At 46.3% G+C, this 24380-nt stretch carries 23 protein-coding genes and 1 pseudogene; 6 read left to right on the plus strand and 18 right to left on the minus strand.

The window, feature by feature from the left end:
- Positions 1-16: 16 nt before the first annotated feature.
- Both QWZ05_RS06245 and QWZ05_RS06250 read right to left on the minus strand, forming a co-directional pair.
- A complete protein-coding gene (locus tag QWZ05_RS06245; protein WP_264876057.1) occupies positions 17-370 on the minus strand; it encodes a hypothetical protein in 354 nt (117 codons plus the stop codon).
- Positions 371-505: 135 nt separating this feature from the next.
- Complete coding sequence (locus tag QWZ05_RS06250; protein ID WP_264876058.1) at positions 506-1405, minus strand: hypothetical protein; 900 nt, start codon at positions 1403-1405, stop codon at positions 506-508.
- A gap of 154 nt (positions 1406-1559) precedes the next feature.
- Here QWZ05_RS06250 and QWZ05_RS06255 point away from each other — a divergent pair, with 154 nt between their 5' ends.
- Positions 1560-2372: a glycoside hydrolase family 16 protein gene (locus QWZ05_RS06255; protein WP_290297317.1), complete on the plus strand. Its 813-nt coding sequence runs from the start codon at positions 1560-1562 to the stop codon at positions 2370-2372.
- 2 nt (positions 2373-2374) lie between these two features.
- Here QWZ05_RS06255 and ppnP read toward each other — a convergent pair whose 3' ends face one another.
- Complete coding sequence (gene ppnP / locus QWZ05_RS06260; protein ID WP_264876060.1) at positions 2375-2656, minus strand: pyrimidine/purine nucleoside phosphorylase; 282 nt, start codon at positions 2654-2656, stop codon at positions 2375-2377.
- Between the two features lie 108 nt (positions 2657-2764).
- Here ppnP and QWZ05_RS06265 point away from each other — a divergent pair, with 108 nt between their 5' ends.
- Positions 2765-3844 (plus strand): mechanosensitive ion channel family protein, encoded by a 1080-nt coding sequence (locus QWZ05_RS06265; RefSeq protein WP_264876061.1) that lies wholly within the window; start codon positions 2765-2767, stop codon positions 3842-3844.
- 95 nt (positions 3845-3939) lie between these two features.
- On the opposite strand, the gene aroG is transcribed toward QWZ05_RS06265, so the two are convergent.
- From aroG to QWZ05_RS06295, 6 genes are all read right to left on the minus strand, one after another.
- Positions 3940-4992, minus strand: a complete 1053-nt coding sequence (gene aroG / locus QWZ05_RS06270; protein ID WP_264876063.1) for a 3-deoxy-7-phosphoheptulonate synthase AroG — start codon at positions 4990-4992, stop codon at positions 3940-3942.
- A gap of 203 nt (positions 4993-5195) precedes the next feature.
- Positions 5196-8216: an EAL domain-containing protein gene (locus QWZ05_RS06275; protein WP_290297322.1), complete on the minus strand. Its 3021-nt coding sequence runs from the start codon at positions 8214-8216 to the stop codon at positions 5196-5198.
- 264 nt (positions 8217-8480) lie between these two features.
- A complete protein-coding gene (gene cyoE / locus QWZ05_RS06280) occupies positions 8481-9383 on the minus strand; it encodes a heme o synthase (RefSeq protein ID WP_290297325.1) in 903 nt (300 codons plus the stop codon).
- Positions 9384-9460: 77 nt separating this feature from the next.
- Positions 9461-10459, minus strand: coding sequence for a COX15/CtaA family protein (locus tag QWZ05_RS06285; protein WP_290297328.1), 999 nt, complete (start codon positions 10457-10459; stop codon positions 9461-9463).
- 40 nt (positions 10460-10499) lie between these two features.
- Positions 10500-11063, minus strand: a complete 564-nt coding sequence (locus QWZ05_RS06290; protein ID WP_264876068.1) for a redox-active disulfide-containing membrane protein — start codon at positions 11061-11063, stop codon at positions 10500-10502.
- 1 nt (position 11064) lies between these two features.
- Positions 11065-11841, minus strand: a complete 777-nt coding sequence (locus QWZ05_RS06295; RefSeq protein WP_290297330.1) for an SURF1 family protein — start codon at positions 11839-11841, stop codon at positions 11065-11067.
- On the opposite strand from QWZ05_RS06295, the gene QWZ05_RS06300 reads away from it, so the two are divergent.
- Positions 11810-12034, plus strand: a complete 225-nt coding sequence (locus QWZ05_RS06300) for a DUF2909 family protein (RefSeq protein WP_264876070.1) — start codon at positions 11810-11812, stop codon at positions 12032-12034. The two genes, QWZ05_RS06295 and QWZ05_RS06300, sit on opposite strands and share 32 nt — an antisense overlap.
- A gap of 64 nt (positions 12035-12098) precedes the next feature.
- Here the strand turns inward: QWZ05_RS06300 and QWZ05_RS06305 are convergent, their stop codons facing one another.
- From QWZ05_RS06305 to QWZ05_RS06330, 6 genes and pseudogenes are all read right to left on the minus strand, one after another.
- Entirely contained in the window at positions 12099-13007 is a 909-nt protein-coding gene (locus QWZ05_RS06305) for a cytochrome c oxidase subunit 3 (protein ID WP_264876071.1), read from the minus strand.
- Entirely contained in the window at positions 13004-13657 is a 654-nt protein-coding gene (locus QWZ05_RS06310; RefSeq protein WP_290297333.1) for a cytochrome c oxidase assembly protein, read from the minus strand. The genes QWZ05_RS06305 and QWZ05_RS06310 overlap by 4 nt, the downstream gene beginning before the upstream one ends.
- Before the next feature lie 17 nt (positions 13658-13674).
- A pseudogene (gene ctaD, locus QWZ05_RS06315) lies at positions 13675-15234 on the minus strand (cytochrome c oxidase subunit I); the annotation flags it as partial.
- Positions 15235-15308: 74 nt separating this feature from the next.
- A complete protein-coding gene (gene coxB / locus QWZ05_RS06320) occupies positions 15309-16520 on the minus strand; it encodes a cytochrome c oxidase subunit II (RefSeq protein ID WP_373875531.1) in 1212 nt (403 codons plus the stop codon).
- A gap of 427 nt (positions 16521-16947) precedes the next feature.
- Positions 16948-17562, minus strand: a complete 615-nt coding sequence (locus QWZ05_RS06325; protein WP_290297336.1) for a fumarylacetoacetate hydrolase family protein — start codon at positions 17560-17562, stop codon at positions 16948-16950.
- Positions 17563-18131: 569 nt separating this feature from the next.
- A complete protein-coding gene (locus tag QWZ05_RS06330; RefSeq protein WP_290297338.1) occupies positions 18132-19184 on the minus strand; it encodes a porin in 1053 nt (350 codons plus the stop codon).
- Positions 19185-19828: 644 nt separating this feature from the next.
- On the opposite strand from QWZ05_RS06330, the gene QWZ05_RS06335 reads away from it, so the two are divergent.
- From QWZ05_RS06335 to QWZ05_RS06345, 3 genes are all read left to right on the plus strand, one after another.
- Complete coding sequence (locus QWZ05_RS06335; RefSeq protein WP_290297340.1) at positions 19829-20797, plus strand: porin; 969 nt, start codon at positions 19829-19831, stop codon at positions 20795-20797.
- A 183-nt stretch (positions 20798-20980) separates the two neighbouring features.
- Positions 20981-21595 (plus strand): glutaredoxin family protein, encoded by a 615-nt coding sequence (locus tag QWZ05_RS06340; RefSeq protein WP_290297342.1) that lies wholly within the window; start codon positions 20981-20983, stop codon positions 21593-21595.
- Between the two features lie 123 nt (positions 21596-21718).
- Positions 21719-23107 carry a response regulator gene (locus QWZ05_RS06345; RefSeq protein WP_290297344.1) on the plus strand — a complete coding sequence of 463 codons (1389 nt, stop codon included), beginning with the start codon at positions 21719-21721 and terminating at the stop codon, positions 23105-23107.
- A gap of 110 nt (positions 23108-23217) precedes the next feature.
- Here the strand turns inward: QWZ05_RS06345 and QWZ05_RS06350 are convergent, their stop codons facing one another.
- The 3 genes from QWZ05_RS06350 to QWZ05_RS06360 form a co-directional block, all read right to left on the minus strand.
- A complete protein-coding gene (locus QWZ05_RS06350) occupies positions 23218-23358 on the minus strand; it encodes a hypothetical protein (RefSeq protein WP_264876254.1) in 141 nt (46 codons plus the stop codon).
- A gap of 253 nt (positions 23359-23611) precedes the next feature.
- Positions 23612-23962: a hypothetical protein gene (locus tag QWZ05_RS06355; RefSeq protein WP_290297346.1), complete on the minus strand. Its 351-nt coding sequence runs from the start codon at positions 23960-23962 to the stop codon at positions 23612-23614.
- Positions 23963-23964: 2 nt separating this feature from the next.
- Positions 23965-24366, minus strand: coding sequence for an OsmC family protein (locus tag QWZ05_RS06360; protein ID WP_290297348.1), 402 nt, complete (start codon positions 24364-24366; stop codon positions 23965-23967).
- Positions 24367-24380: the final 14 nt, after the last annotated feature.

Here is a 24380-nt window from a genome sequence, read left to right on the forward strand (position 1 = left end):
CGTTTGCTGTTGCCCACTAGCCGAACATATACATAACCCAAAGAAAAAATAGGCCACCAACACTCATCCATATCGCATAGCGGATATTTTCAGCTTTGTGTTTCTTTGAGTGAAGAATCGAAGACAGAGCGAGTCTTTTGACCAGCTCACTGTGTTGCTCATTATCTTGAGTTGCTTGCTTTGAAGGCTCTTGCTGTGAAAGTAAGTGCTTTGATGCAGACAGAGAGGCACGTTGATGAGCTTGTTCACTCTCGCGTATTTTGTCTGCTGTATTTGCCACTCGAGTGTAACGATGCCATTGCTCAAGCGTCATGTCACCCGATTTATCATAATGAGGCCGAGGCGAAATATGTGGGGATTTAACTGCCATGTCCTTCCTCCTTTGCATCCATAGACTAATGAGTTATCTATTTATAACTTAAGTATATAAGCAAAAAAGGCGCTTCATTAACTAATGAGCCCACCAAGATGTATCAAAACATTAACGCTGCAAATCAAACCCTAATTAGTCATTCAGCAAAACGACGTTAGGGTACATTTTCAAGCGGGACAGATCGTCAGATAAGTTACGTTTGGTTTGCTCTATAATTTCTGTATTGAAAGGCGCGTATTTGTCACTACCACTGTCCGCTATCCAATCCTTGTCTCCCGACAACAGTGCGACCTCTTTCTCTGAGAATGAGCTGCGTGAAGGCTTAACCTGATTGGAAAACTCGACCACCTCTCCAAAGGTCAAACTCGCTAGAAGACGTTCTTTATCGAGTCGAAATCGGTCAAAGTTAAACACTCTAAACTCGACATCTGGATGAGACTGAAACAGTGAATCAAAAACATCAACCCAGGACAAAGAAGTGATATCTAGCCCTGCTAGGTATTGCTCCAGAGATTGGTAGGGGAAATGCCTTAAGTGCTCACAATAGGCAGAGGTATAAAAATCGGCAAAATTACGAATGTTGATAAACACCACCAGCTTTTTGGTGTGAATGTGACGAATACACCAACTGACGCGTTGCTCACAATCGAAGTAGACCCCTTTGTTTAAGTGTTCTGTGCCATTGAGCACATTCTCATCAGATAATAGCAGTCGATTATGAGGTGAGGTCCGGCGTCCCACAGAACAGAACCCAAAGCGATAGATCTTGTCTCTCAGCACATCAAGCGGGTAATACTTCACTCCATATCTGTCCATATGACTGAGCGCAATTTGGTCTTGAACAAAGGTCGTTGCCGTCTTGTGAATACCAATATGAAAGTGACACTCATCAAAGGGGCCAAAACGGTATTGCTTGATTTTATCAATCACACTATGAGCCATAGCGCGGGTATATCGATAGCTTCTTCGCAGCAAACTCACCTCTTCGTACGGCGGAAAATCAAACCAAAACCCCTTTGCTCTCACATTCATCGACTCATCCTAAACTATTAGCGCTAGAGGTACTCAGTGTAAAAACACTAGCACTTTAGTAAGTACTAAATATTCATTAATTTCAGCTCAAGACCTTAATCCTATACCTACCCTCTGTCACACTGAGCAGGTGAACTTATCAAAAGGACCTGATATGCGACCGACAAAAAATGGTATGGATTCACTCTGTATAACAACCACTCTCTTAGCCTCGATTTGTGCCAGCAATGTGTATGCTGCTGCAGAGGAGTATCAACTTGTCTGGGCTGATGAGTTTGATTACACCGGCCTTCCTGACTCAGAGAAGTGGGGCTACGAAACCGGTTATGTGCGTAACAACGAGCTGCAATATTATACTGAAGCAGACCCGCTCAACGCTTATGTGTCCGATGGTCATCTCAAGATCATCGCAAGACGTCCACACGCCACTCACCCCAAAGTGACTTCTGCCAGCCTCACCACTGAAAATATCGTTGACTGGACTTACGGAAAAATTGAAGTAAGAGCTAAGCTGCCAACAGAAAAAGGCATGTGGCCGGCTATCTGGACGCTAGGCAGCAATATAAGAAAAGTTTACTGGCCCAAAAGTGGTGAGATTGACATCATGGAGTACGTCACCAGTAAATTGGGGGTCATACACAGTAATACGGTGTATTTCGATTATGACCTGAATACGAAACAACAGAAAAATGGCAACGCGACACGGATTGAAGAGTTAGAGGCGTTCTATACCTACGCCATTGAATGGACCCCTGAGAGCATTCGCTTTTTCGTCGACGATAAACAACACCATGAGTTTCATATCGATGTTGTTGATAAGGACAGAAACCCTTTCCACAAGCCCCACTACTTAATTATGAACCTTGCCGTGGGTGGAGCTTGGGCTGGGGAGCCCGACTATAGCTCATTCCCAGCCACATTCACGATTGACTATGTTCGCGTCTATCAAAAAACTCAAAGCCAATAATGTTATAGATACTCGCAAAGATACGCCGTTGCTGTTTCGACTTTAAGGTCAAACGATGATTCAGCGTCCACCTCAAATGCCTCGCCAGAGCTGAATGTTGTCCATTCACTGTCAGTGAGGCGTTTAATGGTTAAAGCGCCTTTAACAACGGTCATTCGCTCGGCAGCTACCGTACCAAATGTATATTCGCCTGGTGCCATCACACCAACACTGCTCTCTGCTCCCTGTTGAGAGAAACCCAGTGACTTCACACCACCTTCAAAATAACTGTTTTCCTTAATCATCATGCTTTCCTTGTTTGACTCAAATTAAGATATTGCATAATTTCAGATGTTTAACCAATTGTAAACCGCGTTATAATCTCTAGATAACAGACAACGTTAAGAGCATACATGTTAGAAAATCTAATCCGCGAAGCCAGCGCATTGCTGGGCGACTGGCAGCAAAGCGTACTGGCGATCACTATTGGCAGTTTGATTGTTTGGGGCTTGTGGCGCATCTTGTATCAACGCCTCGATACCATTACCAATAACACGCGCTTCAGCTGGGATGAGAGCTTACTGCATGCCGCAAAGTCACCCATCAGCGTATTAATTTGGTTTTGGCCTGCTACACTCTCTATCGGTGTTGTGCTTGATTACTTTTCTGATACGCCACACGCTTGGCTTGCCACAATCAAACACATCTTACTGATCCTGATATTTATCTGGTTCTGTACCCGCCTTGTGGGTGAAATTGAAAGTCATGCACTTAAATCAGAAAAGCATGACCCCTCGACCATTGAAGCGATTGGTAAGGTCGCTCGACTATTCTTCTTCGTCATTGGTTTGCTCACTATTATTCAGAGCTTGGGCGTCAGCCTAACCGGTCTTTTGACCTTCGGTGGTGTGGGTGGTTTGGTTGTCGGTCTGGCGGCGAAAGATCTCCTATCTAACTTCTTCGGCGGCATGATGATCTACTTTGACCGCCCATTTAAAATCGGCGACTGGATCCGCTCTCCAGATAGACAAATTGAAGGCACAGTGGAACGTATCGGTTGGCGTATGACGGTTATCCGCACATTTGACAAGCGACCTCTTTACATTCCCAACTCTGTCTTTAGCAGCATTGTGGTGGAGAACCCGTCGCGTATGCACAATCGTCGTATATCGGAAAATATCGGTATTCGCTATCAAGATGCTGCGCAGCTCGAGAGTATTGTGAATGAAGTCAAAACCATGCTGAAAACACATCCAGAGATTGATACTTCTCAGACGCTCATTGTTAACTTCAACGGCTATGGCGCATCGTCTCTCGATTTGATGGTTTACACCTTCACCAAGACGGTGAACTGGGTCTATTTCCATGAAGTGAAGCAAGATGTTCTGATCAAGACCTTAGCCATCATTCACCGCCACGATGCGGATATTGCCTTTCCGACTCAAACACTCAATGTCGTCACACAGTCGAATGAAGAGCCGCCCGTTCAGTAATTGGTTGCAAACTACTATTCAAATAACTATCTGGTTATCATAAATAAGGGCCTCCAATTGGAAGCCCTTGTTTATTTATATTGTTCTTCAGTCGATTAACCGTTACGACGCGCTTCCACTGCTGCGGCAAGTTGGCGCAATACTTTTTCTGTATCATCCCACCCAATACACGCATCGGTAATCGATTGACCGTACGTTGGAGCACAGCCGTCAACCAAATCTTGACGTCCTTCCACTAGGTGCGACTCGATCATCACACCAAAGATCGCCTGCTCACCGCCCGCAATTTGACCACACACATCTTCTGCGACGAGCATCTGACGTTGGTACTGCTTTGAGCTATTTGCATGGCTAAAGTCAATCATCACCTTTTGTGGCAAACCTGAAGCTTCAAGCTCGCTCTTAATCGCTGCAACATGCTCGGCACTGTAGTTTGGCTCTTTTCCGCCACGTAGGATCAAGTGACAGTCTTCATTACCCGCCGTTTCAACGATTGCAGAGTGACCGTATTTTGTCACTGATAAGAAGTGGTGTGAGGCACTTGCAGAGCGAATTGCGTCAGACGCGATCTTAATGTTGCCATCGGTACCGTTTTTGAAACCCACTGGGCATGACACACCAGACGCGAGCTCTCGGTGAACTTGAGACTCTGTAGTACGTGCGCCAATCGCACCCCAACTGATCAAATCACCGACATATTGAGGCGTGATCATATCCAGGAACTCACCCGCTGTCGGCATCCCCATATCAGTCAGGTCGAGCAGAAGCTTACGCCCCATACGCAAGCCATCATTAATCTTAAATGTATCGTTCAAGTAAGGGTCGTTGATCAGTCCTTTCCAGCCAACCGTGGTACGCGGCTTTTCAAAGTAAACACGCATGACCACTTCGAGCTTGTCACCCAACTCTTCACGCAGAACCTTTAGGCGCTTACCATACTCTAGCGCCGCTTCAGGATCATGAATCGAACATGGGCCGATAATCACCAACAGACGATCATCATCGCCTTTCAGCATGTTTGAAATGCTTTTGCGACTGTTATACGTGGTAGCTGCAGCGACTTCCGTTGTTGGAAACTTCTCTAAAACCGCCACTGGTGGCAAAAGTTCTTTTACTTTGCTAATTCTTACATCATCGGTTTGAAACATCGCTTACCTCATCCTTAAATCATTAAGCTGTTATAAATTTTTCTCAGCTCAAATACTGAAACTATTTTGTTTGTGTTTTGATTTAAGACGTAAGTTAACCAGTAAAAAAACGAACTTCAATCACTTTTTTCCACAAAAGGCAATAATACCGCTATTTTTATAATAAATTTAGAATGTAAACTTAGCATTACACTCAGCAGTGGCTAGACTTTTACAGTCGGTATCGAACAGTAGATCGCCTCAAGCTCAGCCAACGGTTTAGGCTTGCTGTATGAATAACCTTGAAGTATATCTATACCCGTGCTTTTTAGCGCCATCGAGTGCGCTTCGGTTTCCACCCCTTCTGCCACCACGCGATAACCTAAGCTTTTTCCCATCAAAATCATGGTGGCAACAAAATCTAAATTTGCCTGTCCATCGGTAATATCACGAATAAATGATCGATCAATTTTGACCTCATTAAGAGGCAAACGCTTAAGCAAAGACAAAGAGGAAAACCCAGTGCCAAAATCATCGAGAGAGAGCGCAATACCTGCCGAGTGTAACTGAGCTAATACTTGGCTACATAACTCATAATCGGTGATGGCGGCGGTTTCAGTTATCTCAAAGCAGAAGATTTCTAGAGGTAATTGATGATTGAGGATGGTCTGAATCGCAGACGACGCGAAGTGTGTATTTACGAGCTCTTTCGCACTGACGTTAATGGAGATACGAGATAAGCCTCGTAGCCATTGTGACGCTGACAAATCACGACACACCTGATTGAGAATATACTCGCCAAATGAGGTGATTAAACCACTCTCTTCGGCCACTTTAATAAATTGGTAGGGTGGTACATCACCGAGAGTCGATGAACGCCAACGGGCTAAGGCTTCAACACCCACGACCATATTGTTATCAGCACACACTTGAGGTTGATAGTGAATGTCTATTTCCCCTCTTTTTAGCGCCCCTTTTAGGTGGTGCTCCATGGTCACCATATCATCACTTGAGCAGTTCATCTCTGGCGAGTACACCACCGCTCGACAGCCACCAGCCTGCTTGGCTTTATACATGGCGATATCGGCTTTCTTGATCAATTCATCCGCTGTGGTTCCATCTTCTGGATAGAACGCCACACCGATACTACCTTGTGCTTCCAACTCGATATCATCGTGAACCAGAGGTCGGGCAATACGGCGTAAAATTTGACTGGTTAACTCGTTCGCTTGTTGATGGTTTTGTACATCACAGAAAAATAAAAACTCATCACCTCCCAAGCGAGCCAAATGCTGACGGTCATCTAATAGCTCACGTAGCTGCATGGAAACATGGCGCAATAATGCATCGCCGGTATGGTGACCAAACGTGTCATTGACCATCTTAAAACGGTTTAAGTCCATCAACATCACAGCTCTGCGACGATTGGTGTTTTGACTGATAAACTGATTGATGTCTTGAATGATTTTGCGGCGGTTCGCAATACCGGTTAACGCATCAAAATATGCCATATGATGAATTTTTTCGGCACTTTCTCTCTGTTGCGTAATGTCCGTCAAAGAGCCAATAAATCGGATCGGACGCCCACTAGAGTTGTGCACTGCCGCACCGTTCGCTTGCACCCACAAGAAATCCCCATGCGCAGTACGCATGCGAAATTCAGTTTTAAAAGGCACGTTATTGATGAGGTGCTCGTGAATCTTGTCTTCTATGTCAGAGATATCATCATGATGAATAAACTGGAAAAGCTCACTACAATCAATAAAGTAACGCTCGCTATTAGACACACCCAACATATCAACCAAACGGCTATTCCACGTTAAGCGGTTGGTTTGCAAATCCCAATCCCAGATACCGTCATTTGATGTATTCGACACCACTTTCAGTTGCTGAAGGATCTGCTGCAGGCTTTTTTGACGGGTGTTCGCCGTTTCTAGCAGTGCATCACGTTCAATAAATAGAGCAAGCATATCAAGGTAGTTGGCAAACATAGAGTATGCACCTACCCCTTGATCTACCTGCTGTGAGTCATTAATACACAATAGCTTCCATTGACCATCAAAACCGGTTTTGACCGGGATAACCGTAGAGACGTAATGCTGCTGTGGCATAGTGGCAGGAAAATGCTCAACACTGCGGGCAATCATGTTGTCACTCTGAGTGTGCTTTGCTTGTGAGCCATTGGCGTACAAGGTCTGCTCTATCTGGAAATGCTCAGATTGACAGTGCGCCAATACCGCCTCATCAAAGTGGTAACCAAAACAGTTTTGCGCATCTAGAATCGAATCAAAACCATCTTTAGCTTGCGAATAAAAGCTCTCAAATAGCTCTGCGGGCGATTGAGAATCCGCCGCCATCATTTGCTGACGGACGCTCTTGCTCTCATCCAAGTTCGGCTTAGCACCTTGGCCACCACACGAACTTCTCACTACCAAACATTGTGGGGTAAGGACAACTTCACTCGAATACGCAGCGCCTTTTACACGCTCTACCGCGCGCAGCAGGGCGCAACGAGCAAGTTCTTCAAGGTTTTGGTCAACGGTCGTCAACGAAACGGACTGTTTTTCACCAAGGAATACGTTATCGACTCCTACTAACGCTACATCTTCTGGAACGGATAGCCCTTGAGCTTTCAGTTGCTGCATCATCCCAATCGCATTTTGGTCTGCTGCACAGATGACGGCTGAGCACTGGCAATCTCTCTCAATGTAAGCTTTTCCTGCGTCTCGCCCACCAGCAAAAGAGCAATCTCCGACGGAGAAAAAATCACCAGAAACGAACTCTCCGTGATGCTGGCGCACTTTTTGTTGATAAGATTTAAACCGCAGACGAATATCGTTGACACTCAAGTCACCACAAAAAGCAATTCGCTCATGCCCCATTTCACGAAGCCAGTCATAAAGAACAGCAACACCTTGAGTTTGATTGCTGTAGAACTGCTCAACAGGCAATGGGCTGTAACTCGCTCCGAGAGAGATGACGGGAATGTTTTTCTCAACCGCCTTGGCGATCAATTGATGAGAAGCACTATGCAGGACAACGAGCAGTGCATTGAGATTTTCTAAGCCTATCGGCAACTCATAATTACGACTCTCACCCGAGCGTATAAACACTAAGTTGATGTCTTGCTGCCTTGCTAACTGACGCAAAGCAATGCTGAGTTCACCCATATAGAAGCCGCTGAGTAACGGCATGATCACGCCCACGGTGGGGCGTTCATTATTACAGTGATTAATATTTTTCATTTGTTGTTTGCAAGCGCGTAGAGTCACTGTATTTCACCCCATTAATGATCCATTTCTATTGTTTTGATGAATTCGAGAGGGGATGAAAAACCTAGCCAACCGGTTGTGATTCTTTAATTGTCGTGAGTGATGGAAGCCACATCACAGTATGTTGTTATAGTTGCTTAATTTACGTTGATTTCCTAATCATGAAACAGAAAAACCATGAATATTTAATTAAGCGCACATTTTGTACGCCTTAAATCACGCTCTATGTTCGCTCAATCACATTACTATATAGTGATCTAACAATAAGGCGACAAATAAGCCCATCAGGTGGTAGATGGAAAACTTAAATGTCTCTATCGCCGACTTGTCATGACTGAAGTATTTAAGCTGCAAGGCATAGTAGATAAATCCTGCACTCAACACGGTTGATACCGCCAGATACAGCCAGCCACTCATACCAACCAACACGGGCATCAAGACCACTAACGCCAGTAATATCGTATAGAGCACGATGGAGGTTTTGGTGTACTCAACGCCATGCGTCACGGGCAGCATAGGAATATCAGCGCTGGCATAATCTTCTTTGCGGTGTATCGCAAGCGCCCAAAAATGGGGAGGGGTCCACACAAAAATAATCATCACCAATAACCAAGCATTGCCACTAAGCTCACCCGTCACCGATGTCCAACCTAATAACGGCGGCATTGCTCCTGCGATACCAGCAATCACAATATTCTGTGGCGTTGCGCGCTTTAGATATAAGGTGTACACCACAGCATAACCAAGCAAACTTAGAAAGGTTAACCAAGCGGTTAAGGTATTTACGCCAAACCACAGCAGTGCAAAACCAAACAACCCTAGTGAAAAAGCGAAAAGGCTCACTTTTAGAGCCGACACATCTCCCTGCGGCAGAGGGCGTTTATGCGTTCTGGCCATAATGGCGTCGATTCTTCGGTCAATTAGGTGATTAAACGCAGCAGCCGATCCAGCCATCATACCAATCCCTATCAAGCCTAATACCGTTTGCTGTAACGGCAGTGCGCCATCCACCGCGAGGCACATACCCACAATAGCGGTCAATAGCATTAACAACACCACTTTCGGCTTGGTCAATGTCCAATACACGCGCCACTGAACCAGAGGCTTGCTAGTTGGTTGTGCTGTTAATGTTTTACTCATATCCCACTCCTTGGCGCTCTTACACTATATTGGCAATCTCACGCTATATTGGCGTTCTCAAACTATAAGTGTCACGGCTAGTTGCGGACCGCCGTGGTCCAAATTCGATAATTGGTATAAAGCACAGCTACCACTAAACTTGCTGCGCCCAAGTTATGTGCCACCGCCACCCACAATGGCAGATGTAAGACGACATTGGCGATACCCAAGGCCAGTTGCAGAGTTAACACCGCTGCGACCAATTTCGCTTCCGACCTCAAACTTGCCCACTGCCAACATTTATAGATGAGGAGCAACAGGCATAAAGTCGTCACTAACGCCCCAAAGCGATGCACGACATGAATCGTCATCCGAGGCCCGTAGCTCAATACACCAAACTCATAGTTATCATGACCTGCTTGCCACCAGTCAAAAGCTTTAGCAAAGTCGAGCATCGTCCACCATTGACCTTCGCAAATGGGTAAGCGCGTACACACTAATGCGGCATAGTTTGATGATGTCCAGCCCCCTAACATCACTTGCAGCACGACGACTACAAGCGCGGCAGCAGCAAACAGCTTGAGTCCGTGATTGCTCTCCCCCGTTAGTCGCTGTAACCCATGTGGAGCAGGTGGGTGTGAGAGTTTCCAATACAGCAGAGATAAGCTCGCGAGCAATGTGAAGCCTCCGAGCAAATGTGCCATGACCACCACTGGCAGCAGCTTTAATGTGACTGTCCACATACCAAGTAGGGCTTGGAATACCACTAAAGCAGCAATAAAGGTGGGGAGTGTTCGGCTGATTGTGCGCTCTTTCCAACAGCGAAAAGTAATCCACGCGATCAACAGACCAAGAGTACCGGCGACATAGCGATGAATCATCTCAAGCCAAGCCTTATAAGGCTCTACAGCACGCTCCGGGAAAGCCTGATTCGCGAGCGCAATATCTGTCTGAGACTGCGGCACCAAAATTTTGCCATAACAACCTGGCCAGTCAGGGCAACCTAACCCTGCATCGGATAAGCGAGTGTAAGCGCCCAATGCAATCACAATTACGGCAAGGTAAAGGGTGAATCGAACTAAACTGACGGTGCTCATTAATGCCTCCTTGCGGTGTAACTCGAGGTAGTTATATTACTTACCCTACCCTTGACAGCTTGAGCAGCTTTTTAAAATCACGCAGCATGCCCTTCATTAACTGCGGTTGCGCCGATGACGGAACTAAATCAAACGAGTAACGCATCACCCATTGACCGAGCGGGTCGATAATCACTACGTCTTCACCATCTGCCACACTATCGGGTAAGCGCTTCACCATCTGCGACGGGATATCAAAGCGCTGAATCAAGGTGGTATCACTGTCTCTTTGCATGATCAAAACTGGCTCTACCCGCTCGGTATATTTGCCGAGCGCCAAGTAGCTTTGTCTAAGCAAGGTGACACGTTCTTGGCAGGCTTTCTCACAATGCTTCGGCACCACAAATGCCAGTTGCCACATCGGTTTTTCAGGTCGGTAATCTACGCCAAGGTTTTGATAGGTCAATCTCGGCTCTATCAACACCCCTTGGTTAGTGACACCGGGTTGATACCATTGGTTATACAAAATCACGTACGCCGCGATAGCCGGAATGGCAAAAAACAGCACCAAGGCAATCAAAGTCACGCGCCCTTTCCATACTGAACGTTGCGGTGTCGCTGTCATATCAAAGCCCTCCTCGAGCTTGACGCTTTTGCAATGCTCGAACGCTCACCCATGTCATAAGGCCTAGGAACACCGCCGACATCATGAACCACTGGGTCGCATAGCCAAAGTGCTTAGTCGAAGACATTGGAATCGGCACCCAAGGTTGAGGGTAAGGCCAAGACTCAGCCTGTGGCTGGATCACCACAGGTTGGATCTCGATACCAAACAACTGAGAGATCTGCGCAATATTGAGGTTTTGAATTCGGTAGGGAGCAATAAACTCAGGGTCGATATCATTGCTAAGTGGGTTCTCCGAGCGCTGATAAACCCGAGCGCGATAAACAAAATCACCATGCTTCCAGTTCACCTTAGGCAATACCGAGCGTGAGGCCGGGGCAGTCACAAAGCCCCGCTCCAACAACCAATAACGCTCATCTGCCTCAATCAGTTGATAAGCCAGGTAACCGACTTTGCCTTTATAAACTTGATTATCGAGCAATAGATAACCTTCTGGGATTGCTCGCCCTTGCGCGATGACTGACAACCCCGTTGGGTTTTCTGCCTCGACAATTTCTGTCAAATCAACCGGAGGCTGCTTAGCACGCTCTACCAAACTGTGCTCTAGGCGCTCTTTTTGATAGCCACGATCCAATTGCCACAAACCCAATTTGAACAATAGGGAAAACACAACCACAGTGATAAGAGTCAAAGCGGCAATACGAAAAATAGTCGGACGCGAACTCATCGATTCAGGGGATACAGTTATGGTATTTTTATTTAAAACGGCTTTAGTCATTTTACTGCTCTTTATCATCCTTAATTTGGCGTTTGCCTTAGTACAACTGGTGCGTCAAAGTGACCAATCTGAAGAGCAAAAACCAATGAGCCATTACCTTGGTCGCCGAGTAATGTTCTCAGCTGTGGTGGTTGTCCTTCTCATCCTTGCATTGACTAGCGGGTTGATTGAACCCAACCCAACGCCTCAATAGCACCACCTTATTTAAAGACTAGTCTATTCAGTGGTATGCGCCCACTTTTAAGCTCATACTCTTGCTATAAGACATACACAAATACAAACAAGCACAGCCACACCACATCAACGAAGTGCCAATACCAACTGCCTGCCTGAAACGCAAAGTGGTTCTTCGGCGTAAAGTGGTCTTTGGCAATGCGGGCCAGAAGTACAATCAAAAACAGCGTGCCCAAGCAGACGTGAAGACCGTGAAAACCCGTGAGCATAAAGAAGGTATTGCCATAAACGCCCGATTGCAGCGTCAGCCCCATCTCTTGATAAGCGTGAATGTACTCTTCCACTTGGAAATAGAGAAAGAACACCGCAAGAATAATCGTGATCTCAAGCCAGACGATTAGCGCCGTGCGCTGGTTTCGCTCTAAACTCACATGCGCCATGTGCAGTGTGATAGACGAAATCAACAGTATGATGGTGTTTTTCAGGGGCAAACCTTGCCACGGCATCGCTTGCGTTGTGTCTCCTGCTGGCGTGGTGAGTAGCGGCCACAGCGCATCAAAACTTGGCCATAACAACTCGTGTGTCATCGCGTTGTTACTGGCGCCACCGAGCCAAGGCACAGAGATCATCCGTGCATAGAACAACGCCCCAAAAAACGCCCCAAAGAACATGATCTCAGAAAAGATAAACCAACTCATGCCTTGTCGAAACGAGCGCGACAACTGCTCTGAATACAGACCTGACAACGACTCGGTAATCACGTTGCTGAACCAACCGGCGAGCATATACAGCAACACGCCAAAGCCAATAAACAACACAACTTTACCAAACACGCCGCCCGCGCCATCATTGCCCATGTTTTGGATCGTTAATCCCGCACCGACAGCGACAAGAAACAGAGAGACTGCACCGACAATTGGCCAGCGGCTTTGAGCTGGCACATAGTAAGTACTTACCTTTGATTCGGTGGATGAATGAGGCTCTGTATTCATAGTGTCACTCCTTGCGACGAAACCACAACAGGTTGTGGTGCTGTGTCATTGGGGGTGGTGAAGCTCACCCGCTGAATCGAAACCGCATCGTCACGCTGGGCGGTTGTCGCCTGTGTATCGACACGATCAGAGATGTCATACAGCGTATAAGACAACGTCAGTGTGTGAATCGAATCTGGAATGTCTGGTTCGATGTAGAAAATCAACCCCATCTCAGTCGAAGCTTGTGCAGACAAAGGCTGTTGATTGAAGCAAAAGCACTCCATCTTATTGAAATAGCTCGCACCTAAACCCGGAGACACCGATGGCACGGCTTGCCCTACCATATCCGCAGCAGAGCGGTTCTCCGCGAGATAAAAGGTTTGAATCACCTCCCCGGGATGAACCTCCATCGTGGAGACTGACGGCGTAAAGCGCCAAGGCATATTCGGCGTGACGTGTGACATAAACTCCACCTTAATGGTGCGAGAAATATCCACCTGCATACCCACGGGCGCACTGACTGAACTGGCGTTGGTCTTGCCGTTTATCCCCAATACATCGCACATCACGTCATACAACGGCACCAAGGCAAAACCGAAGCCAAACATGGCAACAACAGCGCCGAGCAGTTTGACCGTCAGTTTGCGATTTTTATCTTGCGTATCCATACCTTCCCCTTTACGCCCTAATCAATCTTGGGCGGCGTTTCAAAGGTATGGTGAGGCGCCGGGCTTGGCACAGTCCACTCAAGCCCCTCGGCTCTGTCCCAAGGTTTGGCAGACGCTTTCTCACCGCCACGAATACACTTGATCACCAACCACAAGAAAATCAGCTGCGACAAACCAAAGGCGAACCCACCAATCGATACAATCTGATTCACGTCAGCAAACTGAATCGCATAGTCGGGAATGCGCCTTGGCATACCGGCTAGGCCTAAGAAGTGCATTGGGAAGAACAAGATATTGACCGAGATGACTGAGCACCAGAAGTGCCACAAACTCAGCTTGTGGTCATACATATTGCCTGTCCATTTCGGCAGCCAATAATATGCTGCTGCCATGATGGAGAATACCGCGCCAGACACCAACACATAGTGGAAGTGCGCTACGACAAAGTAGGTATCATGATATTGGAAATCTGCAGGCACAATCGCCAGCATCAAGCCTGATAAGCCGCCAATAGTAAACAGCACAATAAAGGCGATCGCGAACAGCATTGGCGTTTCAAATGTCATGGCCCCGCGCCACATGGTGGCCACCCAGTTGAATACTTTCACCCCTGTGGGTACGGCAATCAACATGGTGCAGTACATAAAGAACAGCTCGGCAAACACTGGCATACCTGTGGTGAACATGTGGTGCGCCCATACCAAGAATGACAGCAGCGCAATCGAGCAGGTGGCATACACCATCGAGTGATAACCGAACAGTTTCTTACCACTAAATGCGGGAATGATGGCTGAGACAATACCGAACGACGGTAATATCATGATGTACACTTCGGGATGACCAAAGAACCAGAAGATATGCTGGAACATTACCGGATCGCCCCCGCCAGCGGCATCGAAAAAGCTCGTTCCGAAGTATTTGTCCGTGAGCACCATGGTCACTGCGCCCGCGAGCACGGGCATTACCGCAATCAGCAAGAAGGCGGTGATCAGCCACGTCCAAACAAACATTGGCATTTTGAACCAAGTCATGCCCGGCGCGCGCATATTGACAATGGTTACAATCACGTTGATTGCCCCCATGATTGAGCTTATCCCCATGATGTGTACAGAGAACACAAACAGGGCGGTGCTATCAGGGCCATAGGTGGTGGAGAGTGGCGCGTAGAACGTCCAGCCAAAATCAGGGCCGCCCCCCGGCATAAACAGCGAAGCAAGCAATATGGCAAAAGCAAAAGGCAGAATCCAAAAACTGAGGTTGTTCATGCGAGGCAGTGCCATATCTGGCGCGCCAATCATCATCGGGATCATCCAGTTAGCTAATCCGGTAAACGCAGGCATTACCGCGCCGAATACCATGATTAAGCCATGAACAGTCGTCATCTGATTGAAAAAATGCGGCTCAACTAGCTGCAAGCCCGGTTGGAATAGCTCTGCACGAATGACCATCGCCATCGCACCGCCAGTTAAAAACATTGCAAAACTGAACCACAAATAGAGAGTGCCGATATCTTTGTGACTGGTTGAGTAGATCCAGCGCGCGATCCCTTTCGCAGGGCCATGACTATCATGGTCATCGTGCGCATGCCCTCCTGCTAAGACTTCATCGGGTGCGGCAGACTGCTTGCTGGGTTTATTGATAGGTTGGCTCATTACTCTGCCTCCTTGGCGGATGCCGAAAGGGCATTTTCCTTGAACTGATTAATGTCTGAGGCTTGAACGGTATCGCCAGTATCATTGCCCCAAGCATTGCGTTGATAGGTGATAACGGCAGCGATCTCTTGTTCAGTCAACTGATTGGCGAAGGCTTGCATCGCTGTGCCTGCTCGGCCGTTGACGATGATATCGATATGCGCATCCAAATCACCCGTTGCAATCGCACTGCCTTTGATAGCTGGGAATGCGCCCGTCACCCCTTCACCATTGGCTTGGTGACAAACCGCACAACGCGCGGCATAAACCGACTCCCCTTGCGTCATAAGGTCATCCATTCCTAATTCACTTGTAAGAGCTGCCGCCGCTTCTTCTTGCGCTTGAGCAATCTCCACTTTCTTCTCTGCTAGCCAAGCATCGTAATCGTCCTGCTCCATGGCATGAACCACGATTGGCATAAAGCCATGGGCTTTGCCGCACAGCTCTGCACACTGACCGCGGTAAACACCGGGCTTATCAACTAAAGTCCACGCTTCATTAATGAACCCCGGTATGGTGTCTTTTTTCACCGCAAAGTCAGGCACCCACCACGAATGGATGACATCATCCGATGTGAGTAGAAAACGGATTTTCTTACCGATTGGCACAACCAACGCATTGTCCACTTCTAACAAGTAATGCGCGCCCTTCTCTTCTAGACCATCAATCTGTTTCTGGTCGGTAGCGAGCAAACTGAAGAACTCGACGCCTTCGTCTAGATAGTCATAGTGCCATTTCCACTGAGAACCAGTGACTTTGATAGTGATATCAGATTGCGAGGTATCTTCCATCGCAAGCAGGGTCGTAGTCGCGGGGATAGCCATACCAATAAGAATCAGCACTGGAATGACTGTCCAGATGATCTCTACCTTGGTACTTTCATGAAAGTGCGCAGCCACCGCGCCTTTCGATTTGCGGTGCTTGATGATGGAATAAAACATAATCCCAAACACCACGAAAGCAATCGCGCAGCAGATATAAAAAATCAGCATATGCAGTTCATACACCTGCCCGCTGATCTCCGTGACCCCTTGCGTTAAGTTGAAGCGACTCATCGTGCTCGCACTTTCTTCACTGGCAAGTGCAAGTGAAGGGAACAATAACCCCACAGTCGACAGAATTGTTGCGACCAGCCTGTATCGAAGACTGGCACCATCCTTATGCAATCGCATCCATTTAGCTCCTTAGCATTCCCACCAATTATTCAATTGGAAAAAGGCCAATGAGGAGTTCAATGCTTACTCTTTGTTCCCTATATCCCTAAGTGCATCGAAAACAAAACCCCAGTGACAGCAACATCAATGTGCAAAACAAGATGTTATTTTTATGTTAATAAACGCTAGTTAAAGATACGTAAATGCGCAAGGGGTGGATTGGAAAAGGTTGGATTGAAGATTGAAGGTTGAAGGTTGAAGGTTGAAGGTTGAAGGAGAATACAGAATCGCCTTTGATAACAAAATGGCATTGTTTTCCTGCGAGCTTGAGACGCGAGATCCTTTAACCTTCAACCTCGAGCCTCTAACCAACCCAATCATTCCGACAACAGAAGAAGCAATCCGAACAACAAAAGCCGAATGTGATCCCCTCTGTACTCGTGTTTTATTTCGCCACCCACTCAGTTTCAATCAAAGTCTTATCCCCTTGCTTGAGGCGAACTAAAAACACATCACCCTCATGCACCACACCAACGCCGCTTGGGGTGCCGGTCATGATGACATCGTTGTCTTGTAGTGTGGTGTAGGTTTGCAGTTCAGAAAGAATCGTCAGGGGTGGGTAGAGCATTTGACTGACGTGGCCACGTTGAACGCGAACGCAGTTGATGAATAGCTCGATGCTCAACTCTGAGATATCGATATTTTCAAGTGAGATAAAGCGACTAAACACAGCAGAGCCGTCAAACGCTTTGGCGCGCTCCCAAGGTAGGCCTTTGTGTTTAAGTTTGGCTTGCAGTTCGCGCTTGGTGAGATCAAGGCCTACACCCACCGCTGAAAGCTGTTTGTTTTGAACCATAAAGCAGATTTCAGCTTCATAGTGCAACGGCTCTTGGTGATACGAACGCAGCTCTTGAGTGATCGCTGAGCAAGGCTTGCTAAACACCACCATCTCATCGGGAATTGAATTGCCTAGCTCTTTGATGTGCTCCACATAGTTGCGACCCACACAGAGAATTTTACTCGGCTGGATTAACTGCTCTCCATAGCGAATTGATGTCATTTCCTTGGCTTACCTTATGAAAAGTGGAAAGCGTAGTTTAATGATTTTTGGTGTCATTTCAGTGAAGTTGTGGGCAGAAATTGGAAATATTTTGGGGAGTTTGGGTTAAGGTTTTCTGGGAGATGGTCGTGCGATGGTTGGAGGGCGCTTCGCTTGAAGGCGAGAGAATCGAGAGTTCAGAGTTCAGAGTTCAGAGTTCAGAGTTCAGAGTTCAGAGTTCAGAGTTCAGAGTTCAGAGTTCAGAGTTCAGAGTTCAGAGTTCAGAGTTCAGAGTTCAGAGTTCAGAGTTCAGAGTTCAGAGTTCAGAGTTCAGAGTTCAGAGTTCAGAGTCTTGTGAGCATTTGCTGCGGAGTCAATACCAAAATCTGGGTCATCCTGAATTCATTTCAGGATCTACTCACAACACGCGCGAAAGCCAAACCACTCTCCCAAACTAGATGCTGAAATAAATTCAGCATGACACTCGCTGTGACATTCGCAGTAATTCTCCGTTCCCAGAACAAACAAAAACGGAGCAGGTTTCCCCACTCCGTTTTTTAAACAATCTTGCGATTCGTTATGCTACCTGATTATAGGTAGAAACGAGCACCGATTGTCCATTGGTCGTTAGTCTTAGAAGAGTATTGACCAGACTTATCATCATTTAGGTCAAACTGGTAACCAGTGAAACCAACGATGTTAGGAGCGAAATTGTATTCAACTTGAAGAGCTAACTCTTCACGCTCAGTCTCTTTAGAATAACCTTTGTCTTGAACTTCAACTGTTTCGTAGTTGATGCTGAAGTTTAGGCTGTTTGGAAGTGCGTAAGCAGCTAGTAGCTCGTATGCATCCACGTCTTGAAGGTTCTTCTCTTCAGACATTTGGTATACACCTGCTAGGTATAGACCGTTACCGTAAGAGCCGTAAGAAGCTGATACTGCATGGATATCTAGAGCATCTTTCTTAGATACAGTCTCTACATCACCAGTGCTGTATGCGTAACCTAACTTAGCGCCTGCGATAGAGTAAGTAAGAGCTAACTGTACACGATCATCGTAGTCAAACTCAGCTTCAGCTTTACCTTGCCAAGCTAGACCGAAGTCTAGTGCACCAGCTTCACCAAACTCAAAACCGTTACGGTAAGAAACCATTTGGTCTGAACGAGTCTGACCTGTTTTCGCGAAATCTTCACCACGAGTACCACGGTATAGGAAATCGTTCGCAAAAGCGATTGGCATATCAGTAAGACCAGCTACGTCGTAGAAAGGTGACCACTGTGTACCAACTACAAAACGACCAACTTCATCGTGAGTAAGACCAACGTAACCAAGACGAGTAGAGAAAGAGTTGCCGCCATTAGTTAGGTAGTTAAGAGCCCATTCACCGCGCGCATCCACTGTGTAACCGTTACCTAGGTCTTGAGTAGCTGTAAAGTTAATACGTGGAGAATTAGCACCAACTTCTGTGTTGCCAGAAGTATTGTAAGCATTGCTCTTCTCTTCACGCTCTGAACCATTAACGTTTACAGAAACGTGGCCGCCCATAGAGAAAGTAGTGCCGTCGTTGTTGTATAGTTCAACAGCAACAGCTTGTGTGCCGAATGTTGCAGCTGCGATTGCAATAGCAAGGATATTTTTGTTCATTTTAAAGTCCATATCTTAATACTTGGTCCCTGACAGTCCGCTAAAAAGGAGAGCAAAGCGCCTTCACTTCATGCCAGTTCGCGAAATGATAAACACCTAACACGTTGAATTACTCAAGAATCCATCTTGTGATTGCCAACATGTCCAAGGCAATTAACCAGTGACATCGACTCTACACACGAACATCATAAAAGTTCCATAAAACGATCAAAAAGAAGCAAAACCAGAAATCTAAAAAACCTAAAAGCAACAAAATCAAACACTTATAAAAATATAAAAACCTCCTTCTAGTTGTCAATTTAGAACTAAGTTGACATAGCGCACAAACCGTACGCGATGAAGATCACACTTTTAGATTGAGTTGAGAGTCCAATCTCGCTTTGCGCTAACAAATCCGACCACATTAGCGTGCTATAACGCTCAATTTGTAGCCCACCAATTCCGCTAAGTTATTCATTTTCCATAAATATAAATGCCACCAAACTGTCATAAAGCAGCCATGAAACTGTCATGCGTGAGCTCTAACTTATGTCGCCAGCACCAGAAGAAATTTGAACTAATCGTATTTTTCACGGTCGAGCCGAATTTCAATGGGTTAAGTTAATTCGAGCAAGTAAGCTCACTCTTAAAAAAGGTAAATGACAATGAAAACTTCAGCAGTGGCAAGCGCACTACTACTAGCACTAGCTTCTACTTCAACTGTAGCGGCAACGGTATACAGCAACGATGGTACTGAGCTTTCTATCGGCGGTCGTGTTGAGTTCCGTGGCGATTTCATCGGTGATGCTGATGGTGTAGAAGTAGACGGTACTATGTCTGATGCATCACGTATGCGTTTCAACTTTAAAGGTAAGACTGAAATCACTAACGGTCTTTCTGCTTTCGGTGTTTACGAAGGTGAGCAACGTTTTTCTGAAAACAACATCCGCCAACGTTACATGTACGCTGGTCTAGACACAGAAGTTGGCGCATTCTCTTTCGGTAAGCAAGACCACGCTTCTGTTATCATTTCTGACCTAACGGACATCACCGAATTCTCTGGTGTTCAGCAAGCGATCGACGCATCAAGCGACAAAGAAGACTCTGTAATCGCTTACCGCGGTGGTTTCGACTCAGTCGAAATCCAAGCAACTTACCAAGCGAACTCTGAGAAAGATTCTGACAAGTACAGCCTTGCTGCACTTTACTCTGCACCATTCGGTCTAGACGCAGGTATCGCATACTCAGGTGGTGACGTTGACGCTGATGAAGATCAAGACCAAGTTCTAATTGGTCTGGGTTACTCTATCGACAACTTCTATGTTGGTGGTACTTACTCTACTGGTTCTGATGAAAGCGAAGACTTCGATGCATACGAACTTGCAGCAACATACAAATTCACTAAAGAATTCACTCTAGCAGCAATGTACACTTACCGTGAGAACGACCCTAAAGGTTCAGCTAAATATGACGACGTAGAAGGTTTTGAACTTGCTGGTTACTACCGCTTTAATAGCAACTTCCGTATGTACGTTTCTTACTACATGAACCAACTTGATAAAGTAGAAAATAGTGATGATGTACTAGTTGATGCTGAAGACACTCTACGCCTAGGCGTACGTTACGACTTCTAATCAGTCCTAACACCGAACATAACTAATTATCCCATCCAAAGGCCGAGTTAACCCTCGGCCTTTTTTCATTCCCCCTCCTCCAACCTTCTTCCTTCAACCTTTCTTTTCCCAAAATTATTTTTGAAAGAATTCCCCCCCAACTTCTTTCCTATACTCTAACAAACGAATAAAAAGGATTGAGCCATGACATCACCAATCAAAATTACGCTTTACCGCTGGGCAGGAAGCTGGGGACCATTCAAAGTCAATATTCCATGTGGCGAGTGCACACTGACCAAAGACATTCTGCAAGATACCTTTGAGACTGAGTTAGATGGCATTCCGATTGAACTTGAGGTCAAAGATTGGTTGTCGCATTGGTGGGAGCCACTTAAAGCTGGTGGCTGGCATGCACCGATTATCATGGTGGAAGGCAAAATCATCAGCCAAGGCGAGGCATTAAATCGTGGGGTATTGGTTCAATCTGTGATTGTAGAGTGGACCAAGCGTGATGAAATTCAAGGTAATGTTGTGTTTGGTAAAGCCACCTGCCCTTACTGTGTAAAAGCGAAAAAGGCGCTTGATGAGGCCGGGATAGAATACACCTATCATGATGTGGTGAAAGACAGCGCGGCACTGTATCGCATGATTCCAGAAGTCAAAGCGATCATTGGAGAGAAAACCCCTGTCACCGTGCCCCAAATCTGGTTGGATGGTCAATATGTCGGAGGCTTTGATAACCTTGAAAAGCACTTGGTAGATAACACACCGCAAACACCGCCCGACAATATCGTCAACCTCGACTCCCGCGCGAGTTAAACTCATCACATTCAAGATCACAATACCTGAGAAATCAGGTATTTTTTTCGCTGATAGTTGGGGTAAATATCAACCCTGGTATCCTATACTGGTTAAAAAGGGACTTAATGAGGCAAAGTGTTGGTGAAAAACAATAATAAAAACCAATCCTTAGCGCGCCTATCTGTACTTGTCGTGGATGACTGCAACACCACACTACTGCTGTTCAAGCAGCAATTGAAACAGATCGGTGTCACTAAGGTCAGCGTGGCTACCAATTATCAAGACGCACTGCAATCTGTCGGTGCGCACCGTTATGACATTATCATTCTCGATTACCATCTCGATAAATCAGTGACGGGTAGCCAATTGGCGAGCATCTTCTATCGTCGCAAGCTCATCAGTCGCAGCACCGGTTTGCTGTTAGTGTCAGGGGATACCAGTCAAGAAGCGGTACTTACAGGCTTATCTGGGCATGTGCCACACTTTATGAAAAAGCCCTTCCAGCCGAGCGATCTGGCTAAGCGCCTCGTTCAGGTGTATCTCGATCAGTCAGCATTGAGAAAGCTTGAAGATATTCTGCTGCAGGTCGAGAGCTTTGATGAGTTAGGCTTAGTCAATATCGTGGCAAAAGCTCCGACACCTATTTTGGCAGAATCGTACGTGTTGCAAACCCTGATAAAGCAAGCGCGCTGGGATTGTTTAAGCCAATGGCTGTCGCACTCACCCACAACTGTCCATGTACAAAAGCTCATCGCTAAAGCCCAACTGCAAGCGCAGCACGGAGAGAAAGCGCGTGCACTATTGGATATCGAAGATTACATTCGTGACAACCCATTGGCGATTCATGCAATGGATTTGGCCACTCAGTTTTATACTGAAAGCAATAATTTTCACGAGGCTTTCCACTACGCCAAATTGGCTTTTGATAAAACACCAAGCATCAGTTCAAGAGCCATAGCAGCCGCCCGTTTAGCGACCGAACTGAACAAGTGGGATGTGTTACTGGAAATCGGCCGCGCTTATGCGAACTCACTCTCGGTGGCTGATGTGACTTGGATCAGCTCGATGCTGGTCTATGGCAAGTGCTTACAAAATGCGCTGACTCAAATATTGGCCAGCTCAAAACGCGACAGCTTCGTGCTCTCTATCCAAGAGATTTTTGATATTACCTATCAACGCTTATCTGCCACACAGTGTCGCTCGATGGACTTATATAAGCAGCTGTTTCTGATTGGCGTGCGCAAAGAGCAGCAACGGCATAAAGAGGCAAAAGCGATTCTGATTCAAACTGTTTTGCCGTATATCGATGATGTCGCAACTATCCCAACCTGCTTGTTGATTGAGTGCTACTTCCATCTCGATTTTTATCAAGAAGCCTGGTTTGCCGAAAAGGTCTCGACTGAGATTGAGAACCGTAATCTGTTTGATGATGAAACAGAGGAGTTGCTGCAAGAGTATCGCCGCTACCGGGGTATTCAACCGCAACCAACTAGTGCCTCACAGGCATTAAGTGTATTGCAAGCCCCATAAAAGCAGAAAACCCCAAGCGCTTTCACGCTTGGGGTTCGAATCCTTTAATAATAAAAGAAAGTGAATAGAAACTGTCCTCGTTTCGTAACTTTCTTTCATTTTTTCATCAATTACTTAGCAACTTTTTTGATCATACGCTTAAGAAATGATGGTTTCTTTGCTTTGACTTTACCCGTCATCGCTTCTTCCATCATCTGTTTTGCCATTAGTTGACCCAAGTATGCTGAACCTAATTCGTTGTGACCCATCATGGTAGTGCCCTCTCGCAAAATGTAATTAACTTTCAAAACTGTGGTTATATTAACTTAAATAATGACAAAAACAAGAGGCAAATCACATTTTCATATTCAAAAAGCGTGACATTTCATAACCGGCTCGTTTTTATGTAACTAAATTTCATTAGAAGAGGTACTATGACGACACAGGAAAGAAACTAAGGCGATGATTTTAAATAAAAAAAGAAGACACAAGGTCTTCTTCTCTTTTCAAAAAGTGAGTTGAAAGCTAGCTACGCTTTGGCTGACGGTATGTTTTTCCCGCCATTTGGTAGATATCTTTCACTTTTACATCGAACTGGCTATCGAAAAACCAGGCAACGAAGCGAACAATGTCATCACCTTCGTTCATCACATGCTCAACGAACTCTTCGTCGTCACCTTCTTCATTCGTTTGCACGGTCACATGATAGATACGTTTTTCACCTTCCGCCTCTGCAAGTGCAAATTGCCCAGTCAAAGCTTCTGCAGCAGATGATACCTCTTCATCTTCCACCTGTTTCAGCGCAGCGAGTGCCGAAGGAAGATCGACTAATGTGCACAGGTGCTTAACCAGTGCTTCAAAATCATTTTGTTGCATAATTACTCTACGATCTCCCAAGTGTGGGTCATATTAACCCCTTCACCCAACATCAAACACACTGAGCAGTATTTATCCAAAGAGTCCGCGGCGACTTTTGCCACGATCGCAGGATCTAGGTTGTCACCTTTTACGGCAAAGTGAATATTCACTGCGGTAAAGATACGTGGCGCGGTTTCGCGGCGCTCTGTGCTCAAGCTCGCCACACACTCGGTGACGTTTTGGTTGGCTGTTTTCAAGCCGTCAACCACGTCTACGGAGCTACAGCCACCGGCTGCCATAAGCACCATTTCCATTGGGCTTGGCGCAGTTGCACCACCATTGCCGTCCATCACGACAGAATGACCCGATTGAGAGTGACCAAGGAACTTAAAGCCCTCAATCCATTTTACTTCTGCTTGCATCTCTGTTTCTCTTT

This window comes from Vibrio agarivorans (genome assembly GCF_030409635.1).
Taxonomy (GTDB): Bacteria; Pseudomonadota; Gammaproteobacteria; order Enterobacterales; family Vibrionaceae; genus Vibrio; species Vibrio agarivorans.